This window comes from Herbaspirillum sp. GCM10030257, assembly GCF_042666555.1.
In the GTDB taxonomy this organism is placed as follows: domain Bacteria; phylum Pseudomonadota; class Gammaproteobacteria; order Burkholderiales; family Burkholderiaceae_D; genus Noviherbaspirillum.
Window position 1 is genome coordinate 218,805 of the sequence record NZ_JBHTDH010000002.1, and the last position, 25,499, is coordinate 244,303.

General features: G+C 49.4%; 23 protein-coding genes, 1 tRNA gene and 1 riboswitch. Of the genes, 17 read left to right on the forward strand and 7 right to left on the reverse strand.

Going from position 1 to position 25,499, the window contains the following annotated elements; genetic code table 11:
• Positions 1 to 154 precede the first annotated feature (154 nt).
• From ACFQUU_RS03535 to ACFQUU_RS03560, 6 genes are all read left to right on the forward strand, one after another.
• Complete coding sequence (locus ACFQUU_RS03535) at positions 155 to 367, forward strand: helix-turn-helix transcriptional regulator (RefSeq protein ID WP_382242733.1); 213 nt, start codon at positions 155 to 157, stop codon at positions 365 to 367.
• A 380-nt stretch (positions 368 to 747) separates the two neighbouring features.
• Positions 748 to 1,260 carry an HNH endonuclease gene (locus ACFQUU_RS03540; RefSeq protein ID WP_382242736.1) on the forward strand — a complete coding sequence of 171 codons (513 nt, stop codon included), beginning with the start codon at positions 748 to 750 and terminating at the stop codon, positions 1,258 to 1,260.
• Between the two features lie 410 nt (positions 1,261 to 1,670).
• Positions 1,671 to 3,692: an AAA family ATPase gene (locus tag ACFQUU_RS03545; RefSeq protein WP_382242739.1), complete on the forward strand. Its 2,022-nt coding sequence runs from the start codon at positions 1,671 to 1,673 to the stop codon at positions 3,690 to 3,692.
• Between the two features lie 270 nt (positions 3,693 to 3,962).
• A riboswitch (SAM-I-IV-variant riboswitch) is annotated at positions 3,963 to 4,069 on the forward strand.
• A gap of 275 nt (positions 4,070 to 4,344) precedes the next feature.
• The gene (locus ACFQUU_RS03550) at positions 4,345 to 4,806 is read left to right on the forward strand and encodes a hypothetical protein (protein WP_382242742.1); all 462 of its coding nucleotides are present in this window, start codon (positions 4,345 to 4,347) and stop codon (positions 4,804 to 4,806) included.
• 54 nt (positions 4,807 to 4,860) lie between these two features.
• Positions 4,861 to 5,955: an ADP-ribosylglycohydrolase family protein gene (locus tag ACFQUU_RS03555; protein WP_382242745.1), complete on the forward strand. Its 1,095-nt coding sequence runs from the start codon at positions 4,861 to 4,863 to the stop codon at positions 5,953 to 5,955.
• A gap of 170 nt (positions 5,956 to 6,125) precedes the next feature.
• On the forward strand, positions 6,126 to 6,689 hold the full coding sequence (locus tag ACFQUU_RS03560) for a hypothetical protein (protein ID WP_382242748.1): 564 nt from the start codon (positions 6,126 to 6,128) through the stop codon (positions 6,687 to 6,689).
• 170 nt (positions 6,690 to 6,859) lie between these two features.
• On the opposite strand, the gene ACFQUU_RS03565 is transcribed toward ACFQUU_RS03560, so the two are convergent.
• Positions 6,860 to 7,102, reverse strand: coding sequence for a helix-turn-helix domain-containing protein (locus ACFQUU_RS03565; RefSeq protein ID WP_382242751.1), 243 nt, complete (start codon positions 7,100 to 7,102; stop codon positions 6,860 to 6,862).
• 85 nt (positions 7,103 to 7,187) lie between these two features.
• Between ACFQUU_RS03565 and ACFQUU_RS03570 the strand changes: the two genes are divergently transcribed.
• On the forward strand, positions 7,188 to 8,369 hold the full coding sequence (locus ACFQUU_RS03570; RefSeq protein ID WP_382242754.1) for a lysozyme inhibitor LprI family protein: 1,182 nt from the start codon (positions 7,188 to 7,190) through the stop codon (positions 8,367 to 8,369).
• Between the two features lie 58 nt (positions 8,370 to 8,427).
• Here ACFQUU_RS03570 and ACFQUU_RS03575 read toward each other — a convergent pair whose 3' ends face one another.
• On the reverse strand, positions 8,428 to 9,849 hold the full coding sequence (locus tag ACFQUU_RS03575; protein WP_382242757.1) for a hypothetical protein: 1,422 nt from the start codon (positions 9,847 to 9,849) through the stop codon (positions 8,428 to 8,430).
• 220 nt (positions 9,850 to 10,069) lie between these two features.
• Between ACFQUU_RS03575 and ACFQUU_RS03580 the strand changes: the two genes are divergently transcribed.
• The gene (locus ACFQUU_RS03580; protein ID WP_382242760.1) at positions 10,070 to 10,696 is read left to right on the forward strand and encodes a recombinase family protein; all 627 of its coding nucleotides are present in this window, start codon (positions 10,070 to 10,072) and stop codon (positions 10,694 to 10,696) included.
• A 22-nt stretch (positions 10,697 to 10,718) separates the two neighbouring features.
• The gene (locus tag ACFQUU_RS03585; protein WP_382242763.1) at positions 10,719 to 11,603 is read left to right on the forward strand and encodes a hypothetical protein; all 885 of its coding nucleotides are present in this window, start codon (positions 10,719 to 10,721) and stop codon (positions 11,601 to 11,603) included.
• Positions 11,604 to 11,632: 29 nt separating this feature from the next.
• Here ACFQUU_RS03585 and ACFQUU_RS03590 read toward each other — a convergent pair whose 3' ends face one another.
• Entirely contained in the window at positions 11,633 to 12,190 is a 558-nt protein-coding gene (locus ACFQUU_RS03590; RefSeq protein ID WP_382242765.1) for a hypothetical protein, read from the reverse strand.
• A 73-nt stretch (positions 12,191 to 12,263) separates the two neighbouring features.
• Between ACFQUU_RS03590 and ACFQUU_RS03595 the strand changes: the two genes are divergently transcribed.
• The 7 genes from ACFQUU_RS03595 (at position 12,264) to ACFQUU_RS03625 (ending at position 16,885) form a co-directional block, all read left to right on the forward strand.
• Entirely contained in the window at positions 12,264 to 13,196 is a 933-nt protein-coding gene (locus ACFQUU_RS03595; protein ID WP_382242767.1) for a DUF5655 domain-containing protein, read from the forward strand.
• Positions 13,171 to 13,665, forward strand: coding sequence for a hypothetical protein (locus ACFQUU_RS03600; RefSeq protein WP_382242770.1), 495 nt, complete (start codon positions 13,171 to 13,173; stop codon positions 13,663 to 13,665). The genes ACFQUU_RS03595 and ACFQUU_RS03600 overlap by 26 nt, the downstream gene beginning before the upstream one ends.
• Positions 13,666 to 13,706: 41 nt before the next feature.
• The gene (locus tag ACFQUU_RS03605; protein ID WP_382242773.1) at positions 13,707 to 14,081 is read left to right on the forward strand and encodes an HIT family protein; all 375 of its coding nucleotides are present in this window, start codon (positions 13,707 to 13,709) and stop codon (positions 14,079 to 14,081) included.
• A gap of 6 nt (positions 14,082 to 14,087) precedes the next feature.
• The gene (locus ACFQUU_RS03610) at positions 14,088 to 15,116 is read left to right on the forward strand and encodes a hypothetical protein (RefSeq protein ID WP_382242776.1); all 1,029 of its coding nucleotides are present in this window, start codon (positions 14,088 to 14,090) and stop codon (positions 15,114 to 15,116) included.
• Positions 15,113 to 16,051 carry an HNH endonuclease gene (locus tag ACFQUU_RS03615; protein WP_382242779.1) on the forward strand — a complete coding sequence of 313 codons (939 nt, stop codon included), beginning with the start codon at positions 15,113 to 15,115 and terminating at the stop codon, positions 16,049 to 16,051. Before ACFQUU_RS03610 ends, ACFQUU_RS03615 begins: the two co-directional genes overlap by 4 nt.
• Before the next feature lie 62 nt (positions 16,052 to 16,113).
• Positions 16,114 to 16,698 (forward strand): hypothetical protein, encoded by a 585-nt coding sequence (locus ACFQUU_RS03620; RefSeq protein WP_382242782.1) that lies wholly within the window; start codon positions 16,114 to 16,116, stop codon positions 16,696 to 16,698.
• Positions 16,682 to 16,885: an HNH endonuclease gene (locus ACFQUU_RS03625; RefSeq protein WP_382242784.1), complete on the forward strand. Its 204-nt coding sequence runs from the start codon at positions 16,682 to 16,684 to the stop codon at positions 16,883 to 16,885. The genes ACFQUU_RS03620 and ACFQUU_RS03625 overlap by 17 nt, the downstream gene beginning before the upstream one ends.
• A gap of 213 nt (positions 16,886 to 17,098) precedes the next feature.
• On the opposite strand, the gene ACFQUU_RS03630 is transcribed toward ACFQUU_RS03625, so the two are convergent.
• Positions 17,099 to 17,788, reverse strand: a complete 690-nt coding sequence (locus ACFQUU_RS03630; protein ID WP_382242787.1) for a nucleotidyltransferase domain-containing protein — start codon at positions 17,786 to 17,788, stop codon at positions 17,099 to 17,101.
• Positions 17,785 to 18,906 carry a pentapeptide repeat-containing protein gene (locus ACFQUU_RS03635; protein WP_382242790.1) on the reverse strand — a complete coding sequence of 374 codons (1,122 nt, stop codon included), beginning with the start codon at positions 18,904 to 18,906 and terminating at the stop codon, positions 17,785 to 17,787. The genes ACFQUU_RS03630 and ACFQUU_RS03635 overlap by 4 nt, the downstream gene beginning before the upstream one ends.
• 233 nt (positions 18,907 to 19,139) lie before the next feature.
• Here ACFQUU_RS03635 and ACFQUU_RS03640 point away from each other — a divergent pair, with 233 nt between their 5' ends.
• Positions 19,140 to 24,161 carry a DEAD/DEAH box helicase gene (locus tag ACFQUU_RS03640; RefSeq protein WP_382242793.1) on the forward strand — a complete coding sequence of 1,674 codons (5,022 nt, stop codon included), beginning with the start codon at positions 19,140 to 19,142 and terminating at the stop codon, positions 24,159 to 24,161.
• 130 nt (positions 24,162 to 24,291) lie between these two features.
• Here the strand turns inward: ACFQUU_RS03640 and ACFQUU_RS03645 are convergent.
• Positions 24,292 to 24,368 (reverse strand) — tRNA-Pro (locus tag ACFQUU_RS03645).
• Between the two features lie 63 nt (positions 24,369 to 24,431).
• Positions 24,432 to 25,394, reverse strand: coding sequence for a Bug family tripartite tricarboxylate transporter substrate binding protein (locus ACFQUU_RS03650; RefSeq protein WP_382242796.1), 963 nt, complete (start codon positions 25,392 to 25,394; stop codon positions 24,432 to 24,434).
• Between the last annotated feature and the right edge of the window lie 105 nt (positions 25,395 to 25,499).

A 25,499-nucleotide genomic window follows, 5' to 3' on the forward strand; every position in this document is an offset into this window, starting at 1 on the left:
ATATCCGGCGATAGCAATATTGCTTGCATGAATCAAAGATTTGATATAGATTATCTGTTAGCGGCCGTTGGGAAGAAGTAGTCAAGCCTGCGAGATTTACTTTTTATTATGGACAATCAACGTCGTGCCGCGTCCATATTAGAAAAGGCAAATCATGTACGTTTCATTAACAGGCAAATCTCCTCAAGTTATTCTTCGTCTTCCCCAAGTTGTTCAGCGTATCAGCCTATCCCGAAGTACGATCTACTCCCTAATCAAGTCAGGACAATTTCCTCGTCAAGTTAGACTAGGTCCTCGTGCAATCGGATTTTTGAGTAACGAAATTGATGCTTGGCTTGAATCACGAATTGCGATTTCAAGGAAGTGAGTGCTAAATTTGATCCAGACGAGTGGCCCTCCTCGTCAAGGCTTCCATTCGGTCATCAACTTACCCTTCAAGATGCCGCTATCATTCAATTCCACCCAGATTAGCATTGGATTATGAAAGAGAACGGTGAGTAATTTTGCGTTCACGGCTGGTCACGCCTACACAAAAAAGACATTTATCAAGTCTGTAACGTTCCGCCTGAGAAGCAGCGCGGGAACTGGGACACAGGCTATACCCGTTATGAAGGGGATAGGTTCATTTTCTGTAATGTGGGCGTCGCTGGACGTACAGGTCATGACTATGCCAACCATTTCGACGCTGATGATCTTGTTTGGTACGGCAAGACTGGGTCTCACATCGGTCAGGATTCGATCAAGTCGATGATCAGCCCCTCCGGAAGTGTGTACATCTTCTATCGTAAGAACGATCGCGACCCATTCACCTTCGCCGGTAAAGCAAATGTGAAGTCTGTCGAGCCGACTGTTCCCGTCAAGATCGTCTGGTCATTTCAAGGTGCGGTTGACCAGTTACTTGATTTCTTAGCCGACGAAGTCGAAGATCCGACCACTTACTTCGAGGGCGCGACGAAGACTATATCGGTCAATGTCTATGAACGAAATCCCAATGCAAGGAAGGCATGCATCAAGAAGTATGGGTGCAAATGCACTGTATGCGGGTTCGACTTTGAGAAGAAGTACGGCGCGATCGGGGAGGGGTTCATCCACGTGCACCATCTGAAACAGCTTGCGGATATAGGCACTGAGTACGAGCTTGATCCGGAAGTGGATTTACGACCCGTTTGCCCGAACTGCCACGCGATGCTTCATCGACGCCGTCCGTCGTTCTCGATAGAGGAACTGCGTTCAATATTGAAGGAGGCGTCAGAGACCTGATGTCCGTTCTTGCCCATAGTGGGTGAAGTTGCTGCGGAAAATTAAAAAAGTCCTTGATAATGTTCTGTACTGAACTATATTAAAGAGGCATCGCATTCGATGCCGGTGCGTTTATGAGAGTTGTACTTCTACTTTGTTATGTGATTCGACACCTGAATCCTATTAACAAACGTCGAAGGACAACAAATGAGATTTACAAAGCAATTTCATCCTAAGAAGACACTCCGTCTTCCACCCGCTGTCAACCGTAGGCGGTTCCTCCGCAGCGAAGCGTACTCCAATGAAAATCTAACTAAACGATCATCTTCCATTTCAACACGTCGTTTGGTGTCTAGTCGTAAGCGTTCTGAACTTCGCACCTTTCAAAGATGCGGTCACATCTGGCCTAACGCTGTAGGAGACCGTTAATCATGTCTGCAGCATTGTCTTTAGAAAAACCCGTGCCGCTCGATGTCGACTTTGAAGGCATCCCCACAATTCTTCATGATTATCCACATTGGGTTCTATGGAATTTACGCCAGACTGAGCATGGTCGTTGGACTAAACCGCCGTTTCAACCAAATGGTTGTCTAGCGAAAACCAACGATGAAACTACTCATGCGACATATGAGGAAGTAACTCGCGCCTTTCAACAGGGTGAATACGATGGCGTTGGAATAGTACTCCGGGAGGGAATCTGTGGTATCGATCTTGACCATGTTCTTTCGCCGGACGGCATTATCGAACCATGGGCCAAAGAAATTGTTGATCGATTTACAGGTTCATATATCGAGAAATCGCCCAGCAGCGACGGAATACACATTCTAGTGAAAGGTGTACTCCCTCGTCGTGGTAAAGCCGGTCCGGGAAATCGTCTTGAATTCTACGATCAAAACAGTCCGCGCTATTTCACGGTAACCGGTCATGCGATGAGCGAAGTCGATGAAATCACGGATCAACAAGAGGCAATTGATTGGTTGTTCAATATCTATCCTGAGTCAAAACCGAAAGAGCACAAAGAAAATGCTGAAGTTGTTTCGTTGTCACTCAACACAACAGCACAGTCAGACGACGAAATCATCGCCAGAGCGAAACGCGCTGGCAACGGTGATAAGTTCACTAAACTTTTTGATGGTCATTTTGAAGAATACCCAAGTCATTCTGATGCCGATTTAGCATTGTGTAACCTGCTTGCGTACTGGACTCAAGAGGACGCACAAATAGACACGCTGTTTCGCCGATCGGGTCTGTTTCGTCTCGAAAGGTGGGACAAGGTACACAGCAGTGACGGCGCTACCTATGGTCAGATGACCATTTCAAAGGCACTGGATGGTGACAGTGCTAAGAAAGGTGCGGAAGCTGGTGAAGTACACCGACCGAGGTCCGAACAGTCGTCAGCAGATTTGTTCAGTAATGGGTTCGTCCAAGCTGCCGACTTCATGGCTGAAACAACATCGATTGAATGGCTAATCGATGGTGTCTTAGAGCAGGGTACGTCCTGTATGTTATTTGGTGCTTCGGGTAGTGGAAAGAGTTTTGTGGCACTGGACTGGGCCGGTTGTGTAGCGACTGGCACTGACTGGCACGATCAAGAGGTAAAACCGGCTGCAGTGTTTTATATCGTCGGTGAAGGAGTCGCTGGCTTTCGCCGCCGGATGAAAGCGTGGGAAAAGAAAAACGATATCTCGCTGATAGGGGTGCCATTTCATATATTGAAACATCCTGTCCCACTTTCTGACGGTGATAGCGCCCTTCATCTTTCCCGAATGATCGAGCCGTTGCTCCCAACTGGTCAACCGTGCTTGATCATCATTGACACGTTGGCCCGTAATTTTGGCAGTGGCGATGAGAACAGTAATACTGATGTGAGTCGTCTTATCAGCAAACTTGATACGCATCTGCGTACTCCACTCAACGCATCCATCGTGATTATTCACCACTCTGGTAATAGCGAAAAAGATCGGGCACGTGGTGCATCAGCTTTGAAAGGGGCGATGGATCATGAATATCGTGTGGACCGTCGTGGTGATCTACGAGTACTTGAATGCACCAAGATGAAAGATGGTCCGGAAGACTTTGAGTTTCATTTTCAGATCGAGGGCGTAACTCTGGTCAATGGCGACACATCAGGTGTTTTGGTTCCAGTCGATACGCCAACACGAAAGAAGACAGATGTAAAATTGCGTCCCGCTTCAGTGAAGGCACTTGCTGCGCTCAGGAAGATAATGGATGTATACGGTGAACAACCAGATCGTGAATTACAGCAAGCGATTGGTCTTCTTGCACCGCCGTTGGTTGTCCCCGAAGATAAGTGGAAACAAGCTGCTCATGAAGCAGGACTCAGTAAGGATACGCCTGAAGCGATGCGGAAGGCATTTGGACGTGCCGTCGAACAACTGAGTCGTGAAAATCTGGTAGGCGACTATAACGGGTATTTTTGGGTTAAAACCTAGCCATCCACGGACAACCGGACAACGCCGCTCTTTGACCGAGTTCGTGGACATGAATGTTGACCTATCGTAGACGGACATGGACACACCCCTATAGGGGTGTCCTGTTGTCCAAAGGTCCCTCAGTAGCCACAAGAAGAAGAAAATTTAAATATCGACAATCTCTCTTCTTGTGGTCATTCCCGGAAGTTCTCCGCGATGTCCGGCCAATATTTCTCTCTAGGTTAGATGTGGTTCCAGATTGACAACATCGCTATAGACGCATATACTTACTACCTACATTAAGATCGGGTCGACGCCCCTCCAACCTGCCACACCGGGCAAGGTGGTCTGCGAAAGCAAATGTGGTCCCGTTAAACAGGGCAACCAAACGGAAGTGTCGACCTCCCACTGGGAGGTTTTTTTATGGCCGCAATTTCATCTTCAGTTCTTTGCTCGATTTCTCGCTTCAGAATCTCCCTGAATCCCGGCAACGTTTCATAGGCAGTCCAAAACACCCGCAGTGCGGCTTTTCTTTGATTGGCGTAGGTTCCAATGGTTCGCCAGTAAAGGACCGTTCTGAACGCTTCTAATCTGTTAGAACCATTGTGGAACATCTGTCGTCACTGGCAGATGTTCTGTTGTCCGTTTGCGTTTCGATTTCCGGAGATATTGCATGACGAAGATACTGAATGAAGACGAAGTCACCATCGCGAACCTGAACATGCATCTGAAGGACAGCGGATTGACGCCGACGGTCCAGAATGCCGAACGGATTCTGCTGTACACCGACCATGGAGTCGGATTCTTCATCACGATGGTCGACCGCAAACGATTCGCCAGACTTGGGACTTGGCTTCCACTGAACAAAGCGGAACCTGTATCGAGGAAGATTGATTTGGAACGGAAGCTGAACAGGGAGGTTTTCCTGCCAACGTTTCGCCTTGATGCCGATGACGATCTCGATATTTCGTACGTGCTGACCTACCAGCATGGACTGATCGCAGGACAGTTTATCTCGGTCGTCAATCGATTTGCTTCGATGTTGGACTACGTGGTCGCAACCTACAACCACGATGGGATTATCTGTTTTCATGAACGTGAGACCGAACGTCCCAATGGCGTACTTCTTAATTGATCAGTTTCGACCAAAGATACGGTGACTGTTGCGATACCAAGAATAGGAGTGACGATGAATAGAAACGACCAATGGTCCGCCGGACCGTGGAATGGTTCAATTGATCGCCAGACTCATGGTCCGGCGATCACCAAGACCTTTACGATGGTCGCGAATCGGGATTTCACGTCACTCCTTGCCTATTCAGACTTCGACAAACATCTAGGAGGTCTCGTTGGTCTTATCTGTGGCGACTGTCTAGGCACGCCGTTCGAATTCCACTCTCCCAACGACCTTCCACCTGCAGAAATGATCAATATGATCCCGTCTGTCGATTTCAATCGTTCACATGCTGGGGTACCGGCGGGGACATGGTCGGATGACTCGTCGCAGGCGCTGTGTCTTCTTGCCAGCCTTCTCGATCGTGGAAAAATGGACCTATATGATTTCTCAGGCCGTCTTTGGAATTGGATGGAATTCGGGTACATGGCGGTCGATCGTCAAGTCTTCGACATAGGAATACAGACCGAACGTGCGATACGTAGGCTTCAGGATGGAGTGTCTCCTGAACGGTCAGGAGGTGCAACCGCGATGGATAACGGAAATGGTAGTCTGATGCGCGTTCTACCATTGGCACTGTGGCACCACGGTTCTGATCAAGAAATGGTCCGCGATGCGCACCGCCAATCATTGCCTACACATGGTCATTCACGGTCACAGGTTGCCTGTGCCCTGTACTGCTTGGTCGCTAGAGGGTATTTGGCCAACCATCCATCGCCATGGGAATGGGCCGACCATCGACTTGAATCCATCTATCGTGAATGGTCCGGGGAGAATGGCAAAGATGCCTTGATCGAAGAATTGGCGACGGTCAGGAATTCTGATCTGCGATCGAACCAGACTGGGTCTGGTTATGTAGTCGACACTCTATGGTCAGCGAAGATGGCAATGGAAGGTGATACGTTCGAATCTGTGGCGAAGGCGTCGATCTTATTCGGCAATGACACGGATACAACGGCTGCCGTAGCGTGTGGTCTTGCTGGCATACGGTTTGGACTACGTGGGATACCGGTTAAATGGTTGCAGCAATTACGAGGTTTCGACGTCGCAGAATCGATCATCGAAGATATGATCGGCCATTTGCACAATCAGCGAAGAATGGCGAAATGATTTGCAGATTCAGGTTTCTCTTATTTCGCTGTTTTGGGGTATACCAAGAAAGCACACTTATGTAGTGTGCTTGGCATGTCAATGGATGATGGCAACGTCCTCATTTACGCCACCCCACACATTAGCTACCATTGGCTGGAAGGCTTCATTCGTCATTCAAAAAAGAAAATATGAATTCATCTGCAATTGAACACGCTTATGCCATCTTCCATGCCGCTACTCCCGTAATCCGTATCCATGGTATCGGAGGAAAGCGATGGAAACGTAACGTTGCCAAAGGATCAAGAATTGGCCCTTGGTTACAAGCCAAGTATGACATTTTGGACAAGGATGTGTGGGAAGTTCGTAGGCCCTGCCTTTATCTTGTCGCTGGCAGCGATGGTGTGATTCGCTACGTGGGTATATCACGCAATCGTCTTAAAGACCGTTGGCGCGTGTCCCCGGCACATGATGCCGAAACTATGGTTCGCCTTCCAGAAAATCAGCTATTTCACAGTCAGTGCTGGAAACACATCGAGCGCGAGTGCCAGCAAAATACAGGCAACACCTATGAAGTTCGATGCGTCGATGGTTCAACTTTGCTGCCGCTTCTCGAACGTATAGGGCCGCCTTTGTCAGCGTTCACTGCACTGCGAGAAGATGGTGAAGGAATCGTTGCGGGAGTCGAACGATGGATGTGCAACAACAAGGGACCAAAACTCGTCTCGTGGAATGTTGCAATGACTGGCGAGTGATAACCAACTTGTTCTCCAACATAGCCACGCAACAAACAGTTTGCCGCTCGTGGCGTATGTTGTGTACTAATTAACGATCTGCTAGGTTCTCACATGTTTAGCCATGTTCATCGAAGGTAAGGGGGATGGCTACGATGCTTGAGTACTGATGTACATCCCATTTCCTAATACTACAGCTTCGCTTCTATCATCAGTTCAGTAACTGTCACTCCAAGTGCATCGGCCAGCTTGACGAGCGTGAGTATCGCCACATTATTGTCGCCACGTTCTACACGTCCCAAATAACTGCGGTCGACGTCAGCCAAGAGTGCAAGTTTTTCTTGTGATATTCCCTTCTCCTGACGCACGTGACGAATCGCTTGACCGAGCGAGACCAAGGCAGGTGACTGGCGGTTACTGGAAAGGTTTGGCACATACGCATCATTCCGATAAGATGCATATGAATCCACGGTACATGTACCGCATAAGGAAGAATTACAAAATTGGTAAGGGAGCGTTATGAAAATTTTTGATTCGGGTTCAGCGGTATTGATATTAGCGGCGGTGGCTTTGGTCGGCTGTGGGAAAGACATACCAAGCTGCGGTGATGCTGAAGTCACGAATTTGGTTAGCCAGATCATGGCCGAGAACGTCTGGAAGGACAGCGGCACGCTGCAAGAAGATTTCAAGAAGCGGGTCAGCTTTGCGGTTGAACAGCCTGTAATCGGCAGCCATGACGAGAAAGCACCGCGCTACACCTGCAAGGCGGTCGCGACGTACAAGGTCTCGGACGCCGTACTCGGATCGCTGCTTCGTGCTGATGAAGACAAGACCTATCAGGTGGCACTGTGGAAGGACTGGCGGCGTTTGATCGGCGTCTTCTCGGCCGATGATGTCGGGACGATGATGATGGAATGGGTTGAAGCCGCTGACAAGGGCGCATCCAATAAGATGGCACTTCAAGAAGAACTGTCTCATATTCTTGGCATTGATAAGAGTTCCGAAGATCGGATGTTTGCTGCCGCGGTGATGGCTTACCCTGCACAAAAAGCAAATATGGAAATCAAGCGAAACGCAGACCTGATTACCGAGGTCCTGAAGTCAATGGACGAGAAATCGAAAAAAGTTGCCATCGAAGTCAAATACACCATTTCGAGGATTGACGTGAAGGGAGAAAGGCAGTTTCAAGTCGAGGCTGGAACAGAACACAATCATCTGTTAGAAGGAATCCAGAATCTTCAAGTATTGGAGTCCGCTGCACAGCAAGTGAAGGAACGGGCTGCGGCAAAGCCAGCGGCGGTACAGGCACTATCAGCACCAACACAACCAGCCACTCCTGCGGTACAGACAGCCGAACAGGGGAAGCCAGAATCCGCTGTACCAGTACCACAAGCCGCTTCTGAATCCAAGTCTCAGCCAGCCGCAGAATCGGATGCGAAGAAGGCAGTGATCGAAGCATCCTTTGACTGTGCAAAGGCATCGGCAAAGATCGAGAAATTGATCTGTTCAACATCTGAGGCAGCGAACGCCGACAAACGACTGGCAGTTGCGTACGCTGCCGCGAAAGGCAAGGTCACAGATCAGCAGAAGCTCAAGACTGAACAAATGGAGTGGATGAAGCAGCAACGCAATTCGTGCAATGAGGCTGCATGCCTTGTGAAGGTCACAGAAGACCGAATTCAGACGCTATCATCTTTTTAATAGGATACGGAACAAAGGGATGTCCGTAAGATAGGTATCCCTTTTACTACAGCTTACCTTAGCTCTTGTCGATAAACTCTCGATACATCTCCCGGACATAATCAGTAGGATTATGGCCTTCTTGCTGTTGTTGAAGCATCGTCACAAGATCGTCGTCCGTCAACACCAACGTCACTTTTCTTTCCTTATTCAGCCGTCGATAGGCGCGTTGGGTATCTAGGCCATCTTTTTTTCTTGAGATCAGAAAACCCAGAAATCCTTTTGTGTCATCTAGACGGGCAGCCAACTGGAAAAACTCCTCATTACCTAAGTCCTCCATGTTCTTCATCTCGAAAACAATAATCTGAGCGTTCCATAACTGCTTAACGTCTGCCCAGAAACCATCGTTCGCGCCGTTGTAGAAAGTTATATCTATAATTTCCCTTCCATCGTGGGATGAAACCTGCTCCTTTGGGTCGATTAGCGGTGGACTAAATAACTGGGAAAGAATTCGGAGTACAAGTGCTTCGTATTTCTTTGCGTCTTTGTTCCCGGGGGCTATCAAATGCAATTCCTTGATAAGCTCCTCGCTTTGAACGTCACTTCTACCAGCACCATCAACTTTATTAAGGTCTGTAGGATCGACGTTTTCTTTTGTCTCCTTATCTAACTTCTCCACATAAATGTGGCGCAGATGCGGTTGTTCGTGGAGGACACGGACTACGGTCCTCTTGCTGAAGTCATATTTCTCCTTGATGTCCTTCCACAATATGACTGGTTCTTTGCCAATCGCTGAAAGAGATTTGCCTCGCTCAATTTCACGGAGAATATATCTATACGTCGAATTCCAGAAATGTTCATAATCGAAGGCGGGAAACCTGCGTACTACACTTTTCGGAACAAGCAGGATTGGGTTTCCGTTGATTGGATTTTCGGGCAGGTCAACTAATATATCTTCCCAGCACTGGTCATCCCAGTTAAAGACGTGCTCAAGGCATAAGCCGGGTTCAAGAGGTATTCCGTGTAGTTTACATTGTCGCTGGGTATATTCCACAAAAAAGGGCTTGGCAATGTTTGTACACATGTCGCTAATAAGATCGAAACCAACACCCTCAATCATGAGTTGCATTTCTGCGAGGTGCGTAATTCCTTTCTCCTGCACATCTTCGTTTGATACTATTTCGTCGAAGATTAGCTTTCCCTTTTCGAGCCCCATGCCACGACCCTTGTGACTTCCCTTACTCTGTCCGAGCATGGTTTCTTTTACCTCTGGAAATATCAGCATTTGCTCGGCGGTATAGAAGTCACCGTTTTTCACACATTCGATTGCCTGTGAGAAGAACTCATGCAGTACTGTATGTACACCTTGGTACTCAGGATTTTTGCTCCGGTAGAAGAGAAAAGGGTCTACATAAATATTTAAATCTTGGCTGATATTTGGAATTACGAAATCGACCTGTGCTTGCCGAAGTGAAAGACCTAGTTTTTCTGTCCAAAGCATCCGTTCCTCTATATTGTGTCTTCTTGTCAATAGGCTGCAACTACTTGTAAGCAAAAAACACTATATCAGTGCTTATCCAGAAAGCGTACATGGTTCTTCAAGGGTGTACTTCAAGCGAATCGAGCAGATGGTGTGCAGAAATGGTTCGATAATTATCTCAAAATAACCCATGCCGAACTGCTAATATACGAACCATGTAAATCGAACCGAAAGGGGATTTATGTTCGTTCGTGCCTACCTTCGCGCCTACACCAAAGAACAAGATGCAAACCGGGCGAAAGCCGACCTCGAAGCATTCGCCAAAGAACGCGGACTGCATATCGCCGCCTTTTATGTGGAGAACGAGTCCGGCGCATCACTCAAGCGCCCCGAGCTATTCCGGCTGCTGTCTGACTGCCATTCCGGAGACATCCTGCTGATTGAGCAGGTGGACCGCCTGTCCCGTTTGAACGTGGAAGATTGGGAGCGGCTGAAGGCAGAACTGCAGGTGCAGCGCGTGCGAGTGGTGGCGCTGGATTTGCCGACCTCATGGATGATGGCGAATGCTGCCGACGAGATAACCAGCCGGATGATGGCGGCCCTGAATTCCATGATGCTGGACATGCTTGCCGCCATAGTCCGGAAGGACTACGTCGACCGTAGGCGGCGACAGGCGCAGGGTATCGCCAAGCTGAAGGCGGAGGGTGGATACAAAGGCCGCAAACCGGATGTGCAGCGAAACGCAGCGATCATGCAAATGCTACGTCGTGGGGATAGCTGGAACTCGATAATTGCGGCAACCGGATGTTCTCGGTCTACCTTGTCTCGGCTGAGGCTGCAGGTGAAACAAGAAGCTGCAGCTACTTAGAGGCTGTGACGGGAGATTGCCTATGAGAGTGCTGATGAAGCACGGCGAAGTTTTGTATCGGTTCGCCACTTTAGAATTTAGCGACAGGGATGGTTCTATAGTCCTTACGCTTACCCGCGATGGCGTAAGTACGTTTAGTATGGTTTGCGAAGGAAATGTGGGCGAAGCTAATTTGGTTCGACGCAAATTTGATACGCCGCGTCGCAAGGACAAGAAGTTCTCTATCCATGCTTCTGGGCGAATCAATGTTCCACATTTGCGTGATAAACCGATTTTCATTGAGCCATTACTCGCAACAAGCAAGCCATTCTGTTTCGGCGCATATCGGATACCAGCCATATCGGCATTGACGCGATTTGATAAGAATCCAGCAGAAGAGGACGCTATCTTTGTTCTGGATGGATTGCTTGACTCACCACAGTCCTTCGAATTTATTGTTTCGCCCATCGACATCTTCACCAACGAACACAGTATCAAGTTCGATTTCTTGGGAAGGTATTCGCTCACACTGCTTCGACACGCGGTACCGATAGCATCACAGCCGGGCTTGGAAGGCTATTTCACTACTTACGCCGCCGATGTGGGTTTGTTTGAAAGTCAGCAGATGTCTGAGGAGTGGGCGTTGACTGCGTTTCACCAAGCCGTTCATAACAGACGGGACCTCCTACTTTATGAGCCAAACGGCGCGGGTGTCCGGTTATTGGTTTTTTCTGCACCAATGCGGATTGCACCACGTGCAATTATCGAATGCGCAGACCCTAACTTATCGGCGGAGATAATTGATCAGACGCTGGATCACCGTGCTCAGAGAGTTCAACTGCGATTTAAGGTCCGCAACACGAAGACCCGCGAAGTCATAAAGGGCACTGTCGAATTTCGCAGAATCGAACTTGACGCCGAATTATAATTTTTTAAAAGTTCTCAGGTATGGCGTCCTCATCCAGTATGAATACCCGTTCTCGTATGCTGATTTATGAATCTCGGAATCACCCCGGCTAGATGGCCTGTGGATTTCGAGAAATTGTGCAGTGAACAATTGAATTCAATATCTACCTCTATTGCCGAACCGTGATTGTGAACATGTCTAGCAATGTGGTTTGCCTGTCCATCTGAAATGCTTCCGTCGATATAAATCCCACATACTTCGCCTGAAGTCAGCTTCTTTTTCTTCAGGATGCAAGCCTTGGAAACCACTCCGCCACACCAGAACCTAAGTTCTGCTCTATCAAGTTCGATTGCGAACGGAGACAGGTTGCTCAGTTGTAGCCAGATTTGAAACGAAGAGACTTCTCCTAGATTCACGGTGGCGTACTCATACCGTGGGCGCACGTCTACAACGACGAGGTCACCCAGACGTTCTTTGGTAAAGATTCGCCGCAATACGAAACCCGGCAGCCATCTCAAAAGCTTCCATATCGAGGATATGGAAATTCCCTCTACTGTCATCGCGCTACCAAATTGAAGTAAGTTTCTGCCTGCGAGTGCATCACGCACCGAATTTTCGTTGTCGTAAGGCTACGTTTCGAGTATTTTACTTGTCATTAATCAATTTACGTTAGTTCTTGGTATGAGTGACATAAAGCTGTTTCGATACGGCAACGGAGTTGCAAAAGAGTTAAGCGGAAGTTCTGCCCTAGTGGAGAAACATCTGCAAAACCTCATCGAATCGCAGATGTCGGAATTCCTTGGGATTAGCTTTCTTGCAAGTGAGTACAGTACGGGAAAGACCCACCGAGGACGCATTGACTCACTCGGCATTGATGAAAACCGCTGCCCCGTTATTGTGGAGTACAAGCGGCATACCAACGAAAACGTCATCAATCAGGGACTGTACTATCTCGACTGGCTGCTGGATCATCAAGCCGAATTTAAGCTTCTGGTCATGGATAAACTGGGTAAGGAGACCGCCGATAAGATCGAGTGGCAGGGGACACGTTTGCTTTGTATTGCGGCCGATTTTACTAAGTACGACGGTCACGCCGTATCCCAAATAAGACGAAATATCGAACTGATCCGATACAAGCTATTTGGTAAAGACCTTCTCTTGCTTGAATTAGTTAACGCTGTTGCGGTAAAAGAGGCCGTGCTAGATGTGGTGGCTGATGCCAAGCCTTCAACGGGAAAAGGAGAAAAGTCCAAGGACAAGACTTTTGCGGAGCAATTTGAGGCATCGGCACCCGAATTACTCGCACTGTACGAGCAGTTATCGACTTTCATCCACTCTCTTGGCGATGATGTGCAGGAAAAGGAACTAAAGCTTTACACAGCGTTCAGGCGACTTCGCAATTTCGCATGCGCGATCCTCTATCCGAAGAATGATCCCAGAATCTGCCTTATTTTGAAGCTTGAACCCTCAACAGTTGAGCAGCAGGATGGGTTCATTCGGGATGTTAGCAAGATTGGGCATTGGGGCACGGGCGATGTGGAAGTAATCGTTCGCGACGCCATTACGTTGGAGAAGGCGAAACACTTGATTGAACGCAGCTACCAAGAAAATTGACCTGACGATCAACGCGAAGATGCAGTTTTCCGAGCGATACAGATTCGCTGATTGGCCTAATCCGCGGATTCCAATACTGGCGGCAGGAGTGTACGCGGTTTGGGACGCTGAAAAATTGATTTACTGTGGAATGTCGGGGCGCGATTTCAAAAAAGCGCAGACAGACCAGAAGAAGAAATACGGCTTAGTCACTCGTTTGGCAAGCCATGCTTCCGGTAGATTGAGTGGTGACCAATTCTGCGTTTATGTCGCCAATCGCCTCGTCATTCCCACAATTCAGCAAGAAGAACTTAGTAGATTCGCGTCTGGCGAACTCACGCTTGATCGACTGACAAAAATGTACATCCACAACCATTTCGCCTACCAGTTTGCTGTGGTAGAAACAAGCAAACAGGCGTTTGAACTAGAGATGAAAGCCCGGCAAGGCGCGATTTTCGGAGTGAAGCCGCTTCTGAATCCGGCATCATGATGTGCCCAAACCTGCCAGCACTCCGTACATAGGATGAATGAATGAATAATTGCCTGTTTTGCACCATCCTGCCAGAGCGGATCATCGCTCAAAACGACCTTGCGTATGCCATCCGGGACGGTTTTCCGGTTACGGATTTACACACCCTTGTGATCCCCAAGCGGCACGTCGAAGACTTCTTTGGGCTAACGGATGAAGAAATCTTGGGCTGTAATCGCCTGATCTTGGAAGTTCGAGAAACGATCCTGAAGCAAGACCCGACAGTACAGGGGTTCAATATTGGGATGAACGCCGGGGAAGTGGCGGGTCAGACGGTCTTCCATTGTCATATTCATCTGATCCCGCGACGGAAGGGCGATGTGGAGAACCCTCGCGGAGGCGTCCGACACACGATCCCCGGCAAAGGGCACTACTGACCGCCAATGCAAGCTGAAGAATTTTATTCGCGTGATCCGTCCCCTGAGGACTACTGGCGCGGAATAATTCTCTTTGGGCGAAATGTCGCCAGCTACAAATTCGCCCTTGCGAAAGCCCTGTTGGACTTGAAGCCGGAATCAGGACAACTGCTGAAGATGACGGACCTAGCTCCCACGTTCTCGCAGCACCTGACTGAGCACTTGAAGGCAGCAGACAAGCAGACAACGTCGCGTAGCAGCAGATTCCTCGATGCTTGTCGCCGCTTCAACCACGGCGAGATTGACCATCAAACGCTCATCGAAGAAACGGTTCGTCACGGTTTCAACAATGTCATCGATGCTTTCCATGTAGTTGGTGACGGTGAAATTCCAAAGCGGTTCTACATCGACGAACGGGCTACGAACGGCGGGATTCGGGTTACAGATGAATTCTCTGCATTGCAAGATAGTTTTCAGCATCAGAATCTGGTTGAAGAAGTTGAGTCCCGGTGGCGGCTGGTTGAGACCGCGTGGGAGTTGAAGGTATCAACAAGCTTGATGTACATCGATTACGACGAGACTTCTAAGTCTCTGTTTTCGTTGGACTCAGGCCGTCGCCGTATGTCAGTGACAAGTAGCCGAGGGGCGTTGAATGGATACCAGAAAGGGAAGTGCTTCTATTGCAACGGCGACATCATCGTAGATGAGAAAGACGCAGACGCGGAAGTGGATCATTTTTTTCCGCACCTGCTGAAGCAATCTGGTTTTGGGCAAGTGATCGACGGTGTATGGAACCTTGTATTGTCCTGCGTTGACTGCAATCGCGGTATCGGCGGGAAATTCGCGAGGGTCCCATCTCTGCGCCTCCTTGCCAGACTCTTCAAGAGAAACGAGTACCTTATATCGAGTCACCATCCACTGCGGGAGACGCTGCTGCAGCAGACCGGTATGACAGAATCAGCTAGGAAGACGTATCTGAACAATTTTCACCAACGGGCGCATTCCACACTGCTGCACCTCTGGGAACCGGAAGAAAAATCCGAAAGTCGACTATGACCACTTCACTCGAAAAGACAATCGCGGGGCTGTCGCCTAGCCATCGGGAAGCCTTGCTTTGGTTCCATCAACGGCAAGGTCAGGATGTGCCGTGGCCGCAACCATTGGCAGACGGCACATTTCTTGTCAATAAGGCAAAGGGAATCCACAAGCCTGCCGGATTGCAGTATGCCCTTAGCGTACGTGAATCACTGAGCGGTCCATACGACGACCATCCACCAGAAGTGCATTCAGACGGGTCTTGGACGTATCGCTATTTTCAAGAGCAACCAGACCCGGCAAAACGGGATTCGATGTTCACGAATGTGGCCCTACTCAAGTGTCGAGACGATGAAGTCCCGGTCGGCGTGCTTCGACAGGTTAAGGCCAAGCCGAATCCGCAGTACCGCGTGCTAGGGCTTGCCCTAGTTCGTGAGTGGAAAGACGGGTACTTCCGGCTTGAAGGATTCAGTCCTGCTGGAACAATCAGCCAACCTGAAGTGGGCGGGACTACAGACGATAAGCAAGAAGACGTATTCAACCCTGAGAACGTCGAGGATGCCCGTCAGCGAATCATGTCGGCTATCGTTCGTCGTCAAGGTCAGGGTAAATTCAGGACCGAGGTTCTGAACGCATATAGAAATCGCTGCGCTATCTCAACGTGCGACGTACCCGCTGCACTCGAAGCGGCACACATTTTTCCGTATCTCGGCATGGATACAAATGTTGTGACGAACGGACTTCTACTTCGGGCAGACCTTCATGGACTGCTGGACCAAGGGCTGATTGGAGTCGATCCAACCTCAATGCGCGTCGTCATCTCCCCGCAGTTGAAGGGCACGGACTACGGCAATCTGGAAGGCGCGACGGTCAAGCTTCCGGTCAAAGTCGAACAGCGTCCGAACCAAGCAGCGCTGGCGAAGCACCTTGCATGGGCAAGGAGTACTTGGAAATGAAAACTGGACGTGTCGTCGGCGGATATGCTGGCTGAATGATCCGAGGGAGTCAGGGAGACGGAATGAGTAAACAGCTTATCGGTTCTGTAGTTCTTGCTACTGGCTTCGTGGCTGGTGGAATGTGGGTCGCCGACCAATCGCTGATGCCCAAGTCAGCAGGAAGCGCCTTCGACGCGAAAAATTCTCAACCTGTTGGTGCAGTCGATTCGCAATTTGCCCGAACCGTCGCTCCTCAGACTGCAGATAATCTTGCAAGTCCGCTGGCTACCAATCCCTCTTCTACTTCTTCTGGCATCTCCAAATGCGTCGTTAATGGCATGGTCGTCTATTCGGATAACGGTTGCCCGGACGGGGCGAAACAACAAGCCGTCGCCCTTCACGACAGTGCTGGAATCGTCAGTCCACCGAAGGAAAACTTGGCAGATCTGACTGCGAAACGAAAGGCTGCGGAACGTGCATACGCGATTCAAGCACAAGCGCAGGTTACGGCGATAGGTCGGTCAGGGCAAACCGAATGCGACGAACTGGACAGGCAGGTTGCTAACTTGGATTCGATGGCGAGACAGCCTCATTCAGGTACCATGCAGGATTGGATTAAAAACGAACGAAAGGTCGTGCGCGACCGACAGTTTGCTATGCGGTGCTAGTGGACGACGCCGAAAGCTGTTCAAAATACGCCACATTTTTGGGTATTTGGGTGCAGAGACAAATGCCGTCACAAACGGACCACTGCTCCGAAGTGACCTTCACACCTTGTACGACCGCGGGCTTATTTCGATTGATCCTACATCCATGGCGATCGTTATAGTACCCCGTTTACAAGGAGGTAAATAAGGTTATCTCGAAGGTAAAGCAACTAGGCTGCCTGTGAGGCTGGAACAACACCCCAGTTGTGCCGCATTAGAAAAGCATTTTATGTGGGCGAGGTCTACATGGAAATAACCCCATTGGAATCGATGATTTCCTGCTACAACATAAATAGACCGTCGCCGATCCAATATCACCTAGGCCCCTGCATATCAATTCAAGAGCTATGCGGATGCGATCCTAATAGCTTGAATCTTGATCGGACGTAGATATCAATTTCATTGTTTGTAATCCAACTGAATTTCCCGCGTGTAGAAATTGTCTTTTATATAATTCGATATTCTTTGCTCCAATCCATTCCGGTGGGGGAGAGCCGAACTTGTGCAGAAAGTTTTTAAAATCAAGAAGAATATTCCGATCAAGACGGTCACTATTCTTATTCTTTATTAAAGCAGTGACTGAGGCATCTCCGGAATACTTCGCAAGTGATGATGCAGAAAACCGAGGGGTTCGTTTCTCAGCGCACATTGCGATCAGAATAGTCCTGACACACCAAGCCATTCGACGATTAATCAATGTGTGGTTATTAGAGTTAGGTGCGAGTTCGATCAATGTCCAGCCTAAATCAGAAGCTTTGATAATTTCTGAACGATAGGTGGATCGATAAGAGAAACTTGATCGAAGCTTGTCAAAATGTCCTTCAGAATCGTATATGACCTTTCCTTCTTCAACAATATGCAAAAGGAATAAATCACCATTCTCCGCCATGTTGAGAGCGAGCTTTAATGGGTATATCGCGAGGTTGACTTTCTGCTTGACGACCATGTTATGGTCCTCTGCAGTAGTTAGTGCGAACAGATCGATATCGGATTCAGCATCCTCGTCTTCTCTGGCACAGCTTCCGTAGAGGATAAGAGTATCAATACTCACTGTTTTGTCCTGCTTATTCTACTGATCACTGTTGGAACAAATACGGCATACCACCATAAACCTAATATCATGTTGATGGCATATCCAATTTGTAGATACCAATTTGTGTCAACTGTTGTGTATTTTGTGAACCCGACAAGCAAGGTTACTTCAAGACTGGCAAGTAATGCTTTGGGATAATCGGTTTGAAAACCTAGAAACCAATAGCAAAAAGAGAAGAAGAAAATTAATCCAACACCGCATAGTGCAGCGCGACCAACTTTACCACCCCAGCCATTGATCCAGCCGGATAACTTCAGGATCACACCTTCTAATGGTGACACCAAGGCTATTGCACCCCACTTCAGTTTTGCCCTCAGACCTGCCTGTGATCGAAAATGGAATCGTGCGGAGACTGTTCTTGATACGACGGTTTGCGTTGTATAAGCCATTACAGCTTCATAGAAAGCATCATCGTCGTATGCATCCTCAGATGCTGCCATTATCAACTTTGCAACTTTGACTTTGGTTTTCTCCAACCGAAAAACTTGATGCTCTACATTGACATTCTGTTGTTGCAGCATTGCTGCATCTCTATTCGTATAAGCGGCTTGAACGAATGCATTTGGATTAGTCACTAACACTCGCTCAAGCTTCATTTCCTCTGCTGAGTAGCCCATTTCCTGCCAAGTGCATTCCAAGAATTGACAATCGGAGAGCGATGTAGTAGAGAATGAGCAACGTTTGAATTCACACTTGCTAAACTTTACATTAGACCATTGAGACCTTGCAAAATCGCAGTCCCAAAAAACGCAAGATTTGAACGTCAAGCGCGCGAAGTTGAAACTTCCTTCGAAGTCGCAAGTAGAAAAGCTGGCGTCTGAAATTGTGAACGATGCCATTCGTTCAACGCGCAATGCCAAGTCTTCTGCAGTACAAGTCGATGACTTTGGTCCCTTTGAGTTGTCAAGATTCCAGTCAAAGTACGGAAATTTGACGTGAGCACCTTCTGGCTTGTACACCGGTTCCCAGAAGTTTTTTCGGCGCTTGTAATTCGCTTGGGGTGCTGGACGAGCGGTAGCTGTAGGAGCGACGGCTAAATTATCATTATTTTGGGCGTTGTGATTAGCGTCATCCATTTAAGTTTTGTGAGATCGTAGATTTAAAACGAGAAGTGGCTTCATACGGGCGGACATTCTATCGCGGTATCGAAAAAGTTTGGCAATCGGTAAAAAGTTATGCCTGAGCATTTTGGCGCTCAGAGGGGTGTTGGTTACCATTTGAACTGTAATGTTTTGTCACGGATCGTGCCAGAATCGAGATGTGTATATTTAGCACGGTTAAGCATGATCGATCAGCAGTTGAAGGCATAATGTCTGCATCACAGATTTTTCACGCTATCTGGCAACTACCAAGAATGACTCCCTTAGAAACTTTGCTCCATACCTTCCGCCAAGCTGCAGTCTCGGAACGTGAAAAAGGCACCTATTTTGAAGAACTGATTTGCTGCTATCTACGCAACGAAGCTACGTACAGTGACCTGTACAGCGATATTTGGACCTATTCGGAGTGGGCAGCCTTGCAAGGTCTAGACAAACGAGACACGGGTATCGATCTTGTAGCGAAGACGCATGGCACAGATGAATACCACGCTATTCAGTGCAAAATGTACGCACCAGAATACCGGGTACAGAAAGGCGACATTGATAGCTTCTTTACTGCATCTGGTAAGAAGCCGTTCTCTCGCCGGATCATTGTCGCCACGACCGGCCATTGGAGCGAACATGCCGAAGCTTCGATGTTCGACCAGCAGCCACCCGTTACCAAGATTGACCTGCACGATCTGGAAAACAGCCAGATCGATTGGGCAAAGTATCAGCCGAAAACTGCGCCAGTCCTAAAGGCAAAGAAGGAGCTACGGGATCATCAGACAAACGCCGTGAATGCTGTAGTCCACGGGTTAGCAGACGCTGACCGAGGCAAGCTTATTATGGCATGTGGCACTGGTAAGACGTTCACCAGCCTGAAGATTGCAGAAACGATCGCAGGTGCAGGAAAGCGCGTGTTGTTTCTGGTTCCTAGTCTGTCACTGCTGTCGCAGACACTGACTGAGTGGACGCAGGAGTCGGACATCGCTCTCCACAGCTTTGCGGTCTGTTCTGACAGCGACATAGGTAAGAAGCGCAAGAAAGAGGACGATACCGTACAGACTTTTACGCATGAACTGCGTTATCCGGCAACTACTGAGCCATCACGTCTTACTGACGAAATAAACAAGCGACACGACAGTCAGCATATGAGCGTGGTGTTCAGCACCTACCACTCCATCGAAGTCATCAGTCGTGCACAGCATGAATATGGTTTGCACGACTTCGATTTGATCGTTTGCGACGAAGCACATAGGACTACTGGTGCTACTTTTGATAGCGAGGACGAAAGCACCTTCGTGAAGGTGCATGACGCAACATTTATTCGCTCAGCGAAGCGCCTCTACATGACTGCCACGCCCCGTATCTACGGTGATGGGGCAAAGGCAAGTGCGGAAAGGGACAATGTAGCGCTTTGCTCGATGGACGATGAGGCGCTGTATGGAAAGGACCTGTTCGTCATCACCTTCTCGGAAGCTGTCAAACGCGGCTTGCTCGTCGATTACAAAGTTATCGTGCTGGCGGTTGAGGAAGCGCACGTCAATCGTCGGCTGCAGGACCTACTGAAAGACGAGAATAATCAATTGAAGGTAGACGATGCTGCCAAGATTGTAGGCTGCTGGAAGGCGTTGTCCAAGCAAGGATTGAGTCAAGATTTGGTAGGTGATGATGCCGCCATGAAGCGTGCTGTGGCTTTCTGTCAGGTCATTGAAGTTTCGAAAGGGGCCAAGACCCATAAGGTCAGTTCCAAGCAGATTGCAGGTATGTTCCAAGCCGTGGTCGAGGCATATCAGGAAAACGAGGAATTTGAACAGGTAGCCCACCTTGCCTGCGAGGCTGAACATGTCGATGGAAGCATGAATGCCAGTGAGAAGGAAGAGAAGTTGGCTTGGCTGAAGGCGGACACACCCGACAACACATGCCGTATTCTCAGCAACGTCCGTTGTTTGTCCGAAGGCGTAGACGTTCCGGCACTGGATGCGGTTTTGTTCCTCACTCCGCGCAACTCACAGGTCGATGTGGTCCAGTCTGTGGGGCGCGTGATGCGTAATGCCCCTGGCAAGAAGCGGGGGTACGTCATTCTGCCTGTCGTGATTCCGGCTGGCGTCGAACCTCATGAGGCGCTGAACGACAACAAGACCTATTCCGTAGTGTGGCAAGTTTTGCAAGCTCTTCGTTCACACGATGACCGCTTCGATGCAATGGTGAACAAACTGGATTTGATTGGTAAAGACACTAGCAAAATGGAAGTCATTGCGATCACCGACAAAATTCAGAGGAAGCAGGAAAAGAGTAAGGACACAAAGAGCAAAGATGCCGGGAAAGGCAGCTTCACTGTCGGCGAAACCGTCAAGCGTCCTAGCAAGGAAGATCAGGGCGAACTGGAATTCGAGATTGGCGAGATCGAGAAGGCTATCTATGCCAAATTGGTGCAGAAGGTCGGGAACCGCCACCATTGGGAGGACTGGGCTAACGACATTGCCAAGATCGCCCGCACCCACATCGACCGCATCACGGGCATCATTGAGAACCCTGACAATGCCAGAGAGCAGGGAGTCTTCCACGCCTTTGCTCGCGAACTCCGCGATGACCTGAACGGCAGCATCACAGACGGTGAGATCATCGAGATGCTGGCGCAGCATCTCATAACCAAGCCGGTGTTTGACGCCTTGTTCAAGGACTACAGCTTCGCCCAGCACAACCCTATGTCTATCGCAATGCAGAACGTCCTCGAAGTGTTGCATGAGCACCGGCTGGAAAAGGAAGCTGACACGCTGCAACGCTTCTATGACAGTGTGAAGCTGCGTGCTGAAGGCATTGATAACGCAGTAGGTAAGCAAAAGATTGTTGTGGAGTTATACGACAAATTCTTTCGTAATGCCTTCCCTAAGATGACCGAGCGGTTAGGCATCGTCTATACGCCGGTCGAAGTGGTGGACTTCATCATCCACAGTGTCGCCCATGTTCTGGAAGCCGAATTCGGGCAAACTCTTGGTAGCAAGGGCGTACACATCATCGAACCGTTTGTGGGGACTGGCACATTCGTCACCCGGCTCCTGCAAAGCGGACTGATCAGGCCGGAAGAACTACCGCACAAGTATAAGCATGAAATCCACGCCAATGAACTTGTGCTGCTAGCTTATTACATTGCAGCGATCAACATTGAGGCGGTGTACCACGGTATTGTTGGTGGTAAGTACGAGCCCTTTGAAGGCATTTGCCTCGCCGACACCTTCCAACTTTACGAAAAGGAAGATATGGTGGACTCTTTGTTGGCAAGCAACAGTGCCCGTCGTAAGCGGCAGAAGAAGCTGGATATTCGCGTCATTATAGGTAATCCGCCATACTCAGCGGGTCAAGACAGCGCCAATGACAACAACCAGAACATACCGTATCCACATCTGGATGGCCGAATTCGTTCGACCTATGCTGAGCGTTCGACTGCAACTTTGAAAAACGCTCTATACGATAGTTACATAAGAGCCATCCGATGGGCTAGCGACCGCATCGGCAACAGTGGTGTGATCGGTTTTGTTACTAATGCGGGATTTCTAGATGCTAGCACCGCCGATGGCATGCGTCAGTGTTTGGCAGAAGAGTTTTCGACCATCTACGTGTTTCATCTGCGTGGCAATCAGCGCACTTCTGGGGAGTTGTCGCGTAGAGAAGGCGGCAAGATTTTTGGTAGCGGCAGCCGTGCTCCAATTGCCATTTCGTTACTAGTTAAGAACCCGGAAGCCGCGCAGCATGGCCAGATTCACTTTCATGACATTGGCGACTACCTGAGCCGAGAAGAGAAGCTAGAAAGAATCAGCGGTTTCGTCAGTGTCGCTGGTATTACCCAAGCTGGTGGCTGGCGGAATATCATCCCTGATCAGCATGGAGACTGGCTAAATCAGCGAGACGATAGCTTTGGCCAATACATTGCGTTGGGAGACAAGGACGGCACGCAGCCCCAAAAACTATTTACTAATTACTCTGGTGGTGTGAAGACCAACCGTGATGCGTGGTGCTACAACGCTTCTAAAACGGAAGTGGTCGCTAACATGAAGCGCATGATTGACTTCTATAACAACGAAGTTGATCGCTTCGGTCGGTCTCACGTTGGGCTGGATAAGAAGGCGAAAGAGACCAAAGTAGACAAATTCGTCGACACTGATCCGACCAAGATTAGTTGGACGCGGGCGTTGAAGCAGGAACTCGTCAAAGACCGACGCTTCACTTTCGAGGAACAATGCCTTGTACCCAGCTTGTACCGACCATTCACAAAGCAGTGGTTGTATTTTAATCGCCAATTAAATGAGTTGGTTTTGCAAATGCCACGTTTCTTTCCGGCAATTGGGGCTAGGAATCGAGTGTTCTGTATCACTGGATTGGGCGAGTCGGTGGGTTTCAGTTGTCTAATGTCCGATGTGCCCCCTAATTACCACTACGTCGCTGGCTCACAGTGCTTTCCACTGTATGTGTACGAGGATATTGCAAATGAGGCGAAATCTGCCTCGTCGCAAGCCGGACTGTTTGAAGCTGTAAATTCCGAGAATGTCTCTGGCAAGTATCGCGAGGGCATTACGGATGAAGGACTTATACATTTCCGCTCAGCTTATCCTGGCGAGAGGATTGGCAAGGAGGATGTGTTTTACTACGTCTACGGGCTTTTGCATTCGACGGACTACCGCGAACGCTACGCCGACAACCTCAGCAAGGAGCTACCACGTATTCCTTGTGTAAAAACCGCCAGAGACTTTTGGGTATTCTCCAATGCGGGCCGCAAGCTAGCGGACCTGCATGTGAACTATGAGACGGTGGAGAGGTACCCGTTGGAGATTGAAGGCGGTGGGCTTCTGTTGACCGATGCCGACTACCGTGTCGAAAAAATGCGCTATGGCAAGAAAGGTAAAGGTAAAGACTTAACCACGCTAATTTACAACAGCAAGATCACCCTAACAGGCATACCGCTGGAAGCATATGACTACGTTGTGAACGGCAAACCCGCGCTGGATTGGATAGTGGAACGCCAATGCGCGAAAGTTGATAAGGACAGTGGGATTGTGAATGATGCCAACGAATGGGCTATGGAGACCATGGGCAACCAACGCTATCCGCTAGAATTGTTCCAGCGGGTCGTTACAGTTAGTTTGGAGACTATGAAGATTGTCAAATCACTACCTCAGCTTGACATTCAAGTATCAATTCAGATTCCGAAGTTGTCACTGAATTTAAAAGCGGCACCTTCTGTTATTGAATAATCTTTTTCATTAGGTGTATGCCAGCACCTTACATTTAACTCATCAGCCAAACGTGGGGGTAAATGTAGGGGTAATTCTTATACAAAGCAAAAAGGGTTACAGACCAAAATCTGTAACCCTTTGATTCTATTGGTCGGGGCGAGAGGATTCGAACCTCCGACCCCTTGCACCCCATGCAAGTACGCTACCAGGCTGCGCTACGCCCCGACGAAGCACGCATTATAGCAGAGCCGTTATGATTTCCGCCACGCATCTGCATGGCATTCGAGCTTAGTCAAGCTTGGCGCCTGTCTTGCGGATGATTGGTTCCCATTTTGCCGCTTCTGCTGCGATTAATGCCTGAAAGGCATCCGCCGTGCCGCCAACTGGTTCCAGGCCGGCATTATTCAGTCGCTGCCGGACGTCCGCCATTTTCAGAATAGAATCCATTTCGCGGTTCAGGCGTTGGGTAATTTCTACCGGCGTGCCTTTCGGGACCAGGACGCCGTTCCATGTGACCGACTCAAATCCCGGCAGGCCGGATTCGGCGACCGTGGGCAGGTCGGGCAACAGAGGGAACCGGCTGGCGCTGCTGACGGCAAGGGCTTTTACCTTACCACTCTTGATCTGAGGCATTACCACCGACGGTACGGAAAACAGCATCTGCGTTTCTCCGGATACCAGCGACAATGCCGCAGGCGGTGCGCCGTTGTACGGGATGTGCACGACGTAGCTGCCGGTCATGGACTTGAATAATTCCATGGTCAGATGCGACGACGAGCCGTTGCCTACCGAGGCGTAGTTCAGCTTTCCGGGACGGGCGCGGACGTAAGCGATCAGTTCGCGGACATTGTTGACGGCTAGGTCGGTGCTGACGGCGAGGACGTTGGGCTGGGAGCTGGTCTGGATGACGGGCACCAAGTCCTTTTGCGGGTGATAGGGCAGGCGTGTGAGGAACTGGGTATAGGCGAGTGGGCCGTTGTAAGAAATCAGCCAGGTGTAGCCGTCCGGTGCGGCGCGGGCGACATTGCCGGTGGCAATAGTGCCGGATGCGCCGGGGACGTTATCGATGACGATGGGTTGGCCCAGACGGTCCTTGAGCTTGTCGCCGAGCGTGCGGGCAATGATGTCCAGCGATGAGCCGCCGGGTGCGGCGACGACAAATCGGATGGGGCGGGAAGGCCAGTTGTCGGCATGGGCGGACAGTGCGGCGGCGACCAGTCCCAGAAGCGCCAGAATCTTGCAAAAGATCATTGTCGTGTTTGTGGCATAGAATGAAACCGCTGAATGGTATCAGCCTCGATGCGGCCATGTCTCATTCTGAGCGCTGGGCATGATCGGTCCTCCGCTGGCTATCAG

Coding starts and splice junctions, on each gene's coding strand:
- ACFQUU_RS03635 (WP_382242790.1), bottom strand. CDS start 18,906: ATGGATGACGCTAATCACAACGCCCAAAATAATGATAATTTAGCCGTC.
- ACFQUU_RS03560 (WP_382242748.1), top strand. CDS start 6,126: ATGAATTCATCTGCAATTGAACACGCTTATGCCATCTTCCATGCCGCT.
- ACFQUU_RS03545 (WP_382242739.1), top strand. CDS start 1,671: ATGTCTGCAGCATTGTCTTTAGAAAAACCCGTGCCGCTCGATGTCGAC.
- ACFQUU_RS03640 (WP_382242793.1), top strand. CDS start 19,140: ATGTCTGCATCACAGATTTTTCACGCTATCTGGCAACTACCAAGAATG.
- ACFQUU_RS03570 (WP_382242754.1), top strand. CDS start 7,188: ATGAAAATTTTTGATTCGGGTTCAGCGGTATTGATATTAGCGGCGGTG.
- ACFQUU_RS03535 (WP_382242733.1), top strand. CDS start 155: ATGTACGTTTCATTAACAGGCAAATCTCCTCAAGTTATTCTTCGTCTT.
- ACFQUU_RS03605 (WP_382242773.1), top strand. CDS start 13,707: ATGAATAATTGCCTGTTTTGCACCATCCTGCCAGAGCGGATCATCGCT.
- ACFQUU_RS03580 (WP_382242760.1), top strand. CDS start 10,070: ATGTTCGTTCGTGCCTACCTTCGCGCCTACACCAAAGAACAAGATGCA.
- ACFQUU_RS03620 (WP_382242782.1), top strand. CDS start 16,114: ATGAGTAAACAGCTTATCGGTTCTGTAGTTCTTGCTACTGGCTTCGTG.
- ACFQUU_RS03540 (WP_382242736.1), top strand. CDS start 748: ATGATCAGCCCCTCCGGAAGTGTGTACATCTTCTATCGTAAGAACGAT.
- ACFQUU_RS03550 (WP_382242742.1), top strand. CDS start 4,345: ATGACGAAGATACTGAATGAAGACGAAGTCACCATCGCGAACCTGAAC.
- ACFQUU_RS03650 (WP_382242796.1), bottom strand. CDS start 25,394: ATGATCTTTTGCAAGATTCTGGCGCTTCTGGGACTGGTCGCCGCCGCA.
- ACFQUU_RS03575 (WP_382242757.1), bottom strand. CDS start 9,849: ATGCTTTGGACAGAAAAACTAGGTCTTTCACTTCGGCAAGCACAGGTC.
- ACFQUU_RS03585 (WP_382242763.1), top strand. CDS start 10,719: ATGAGAGTGCTGATGAAGCACGGCGAAGTTTTGTATCGGTTCGCCACT.
- ACFQUU_RS03555 (WP_382242745.1), top strand. CDS start 4,861: ATGAATAGAAACGACCAATGGTCCGCCGGACCGTGGAATGGTTCAATT.
- ACFQUU_RS03615 (WP_382242779.1), top strand. CDS start 15,113: ATGACCACTTCACTCGAAAAGACAATCGCGGGGCTGTCGCCTAGCCAT.
- ACFQUU_RS03610 (WP_382242776.1), top strand. CDS start 14,088: ATGCAAGCTGAAGAATTTTATTCGCGTGATCCGTCCCCTGAGGACTAC.
- ACFQUU_RS03595 (WP_382242767.1), top strand. CDS start 12,264: ATGAGTGACATAAAGCTGTTTCGATACGGCAACGGAGTTGCAAAAGAG.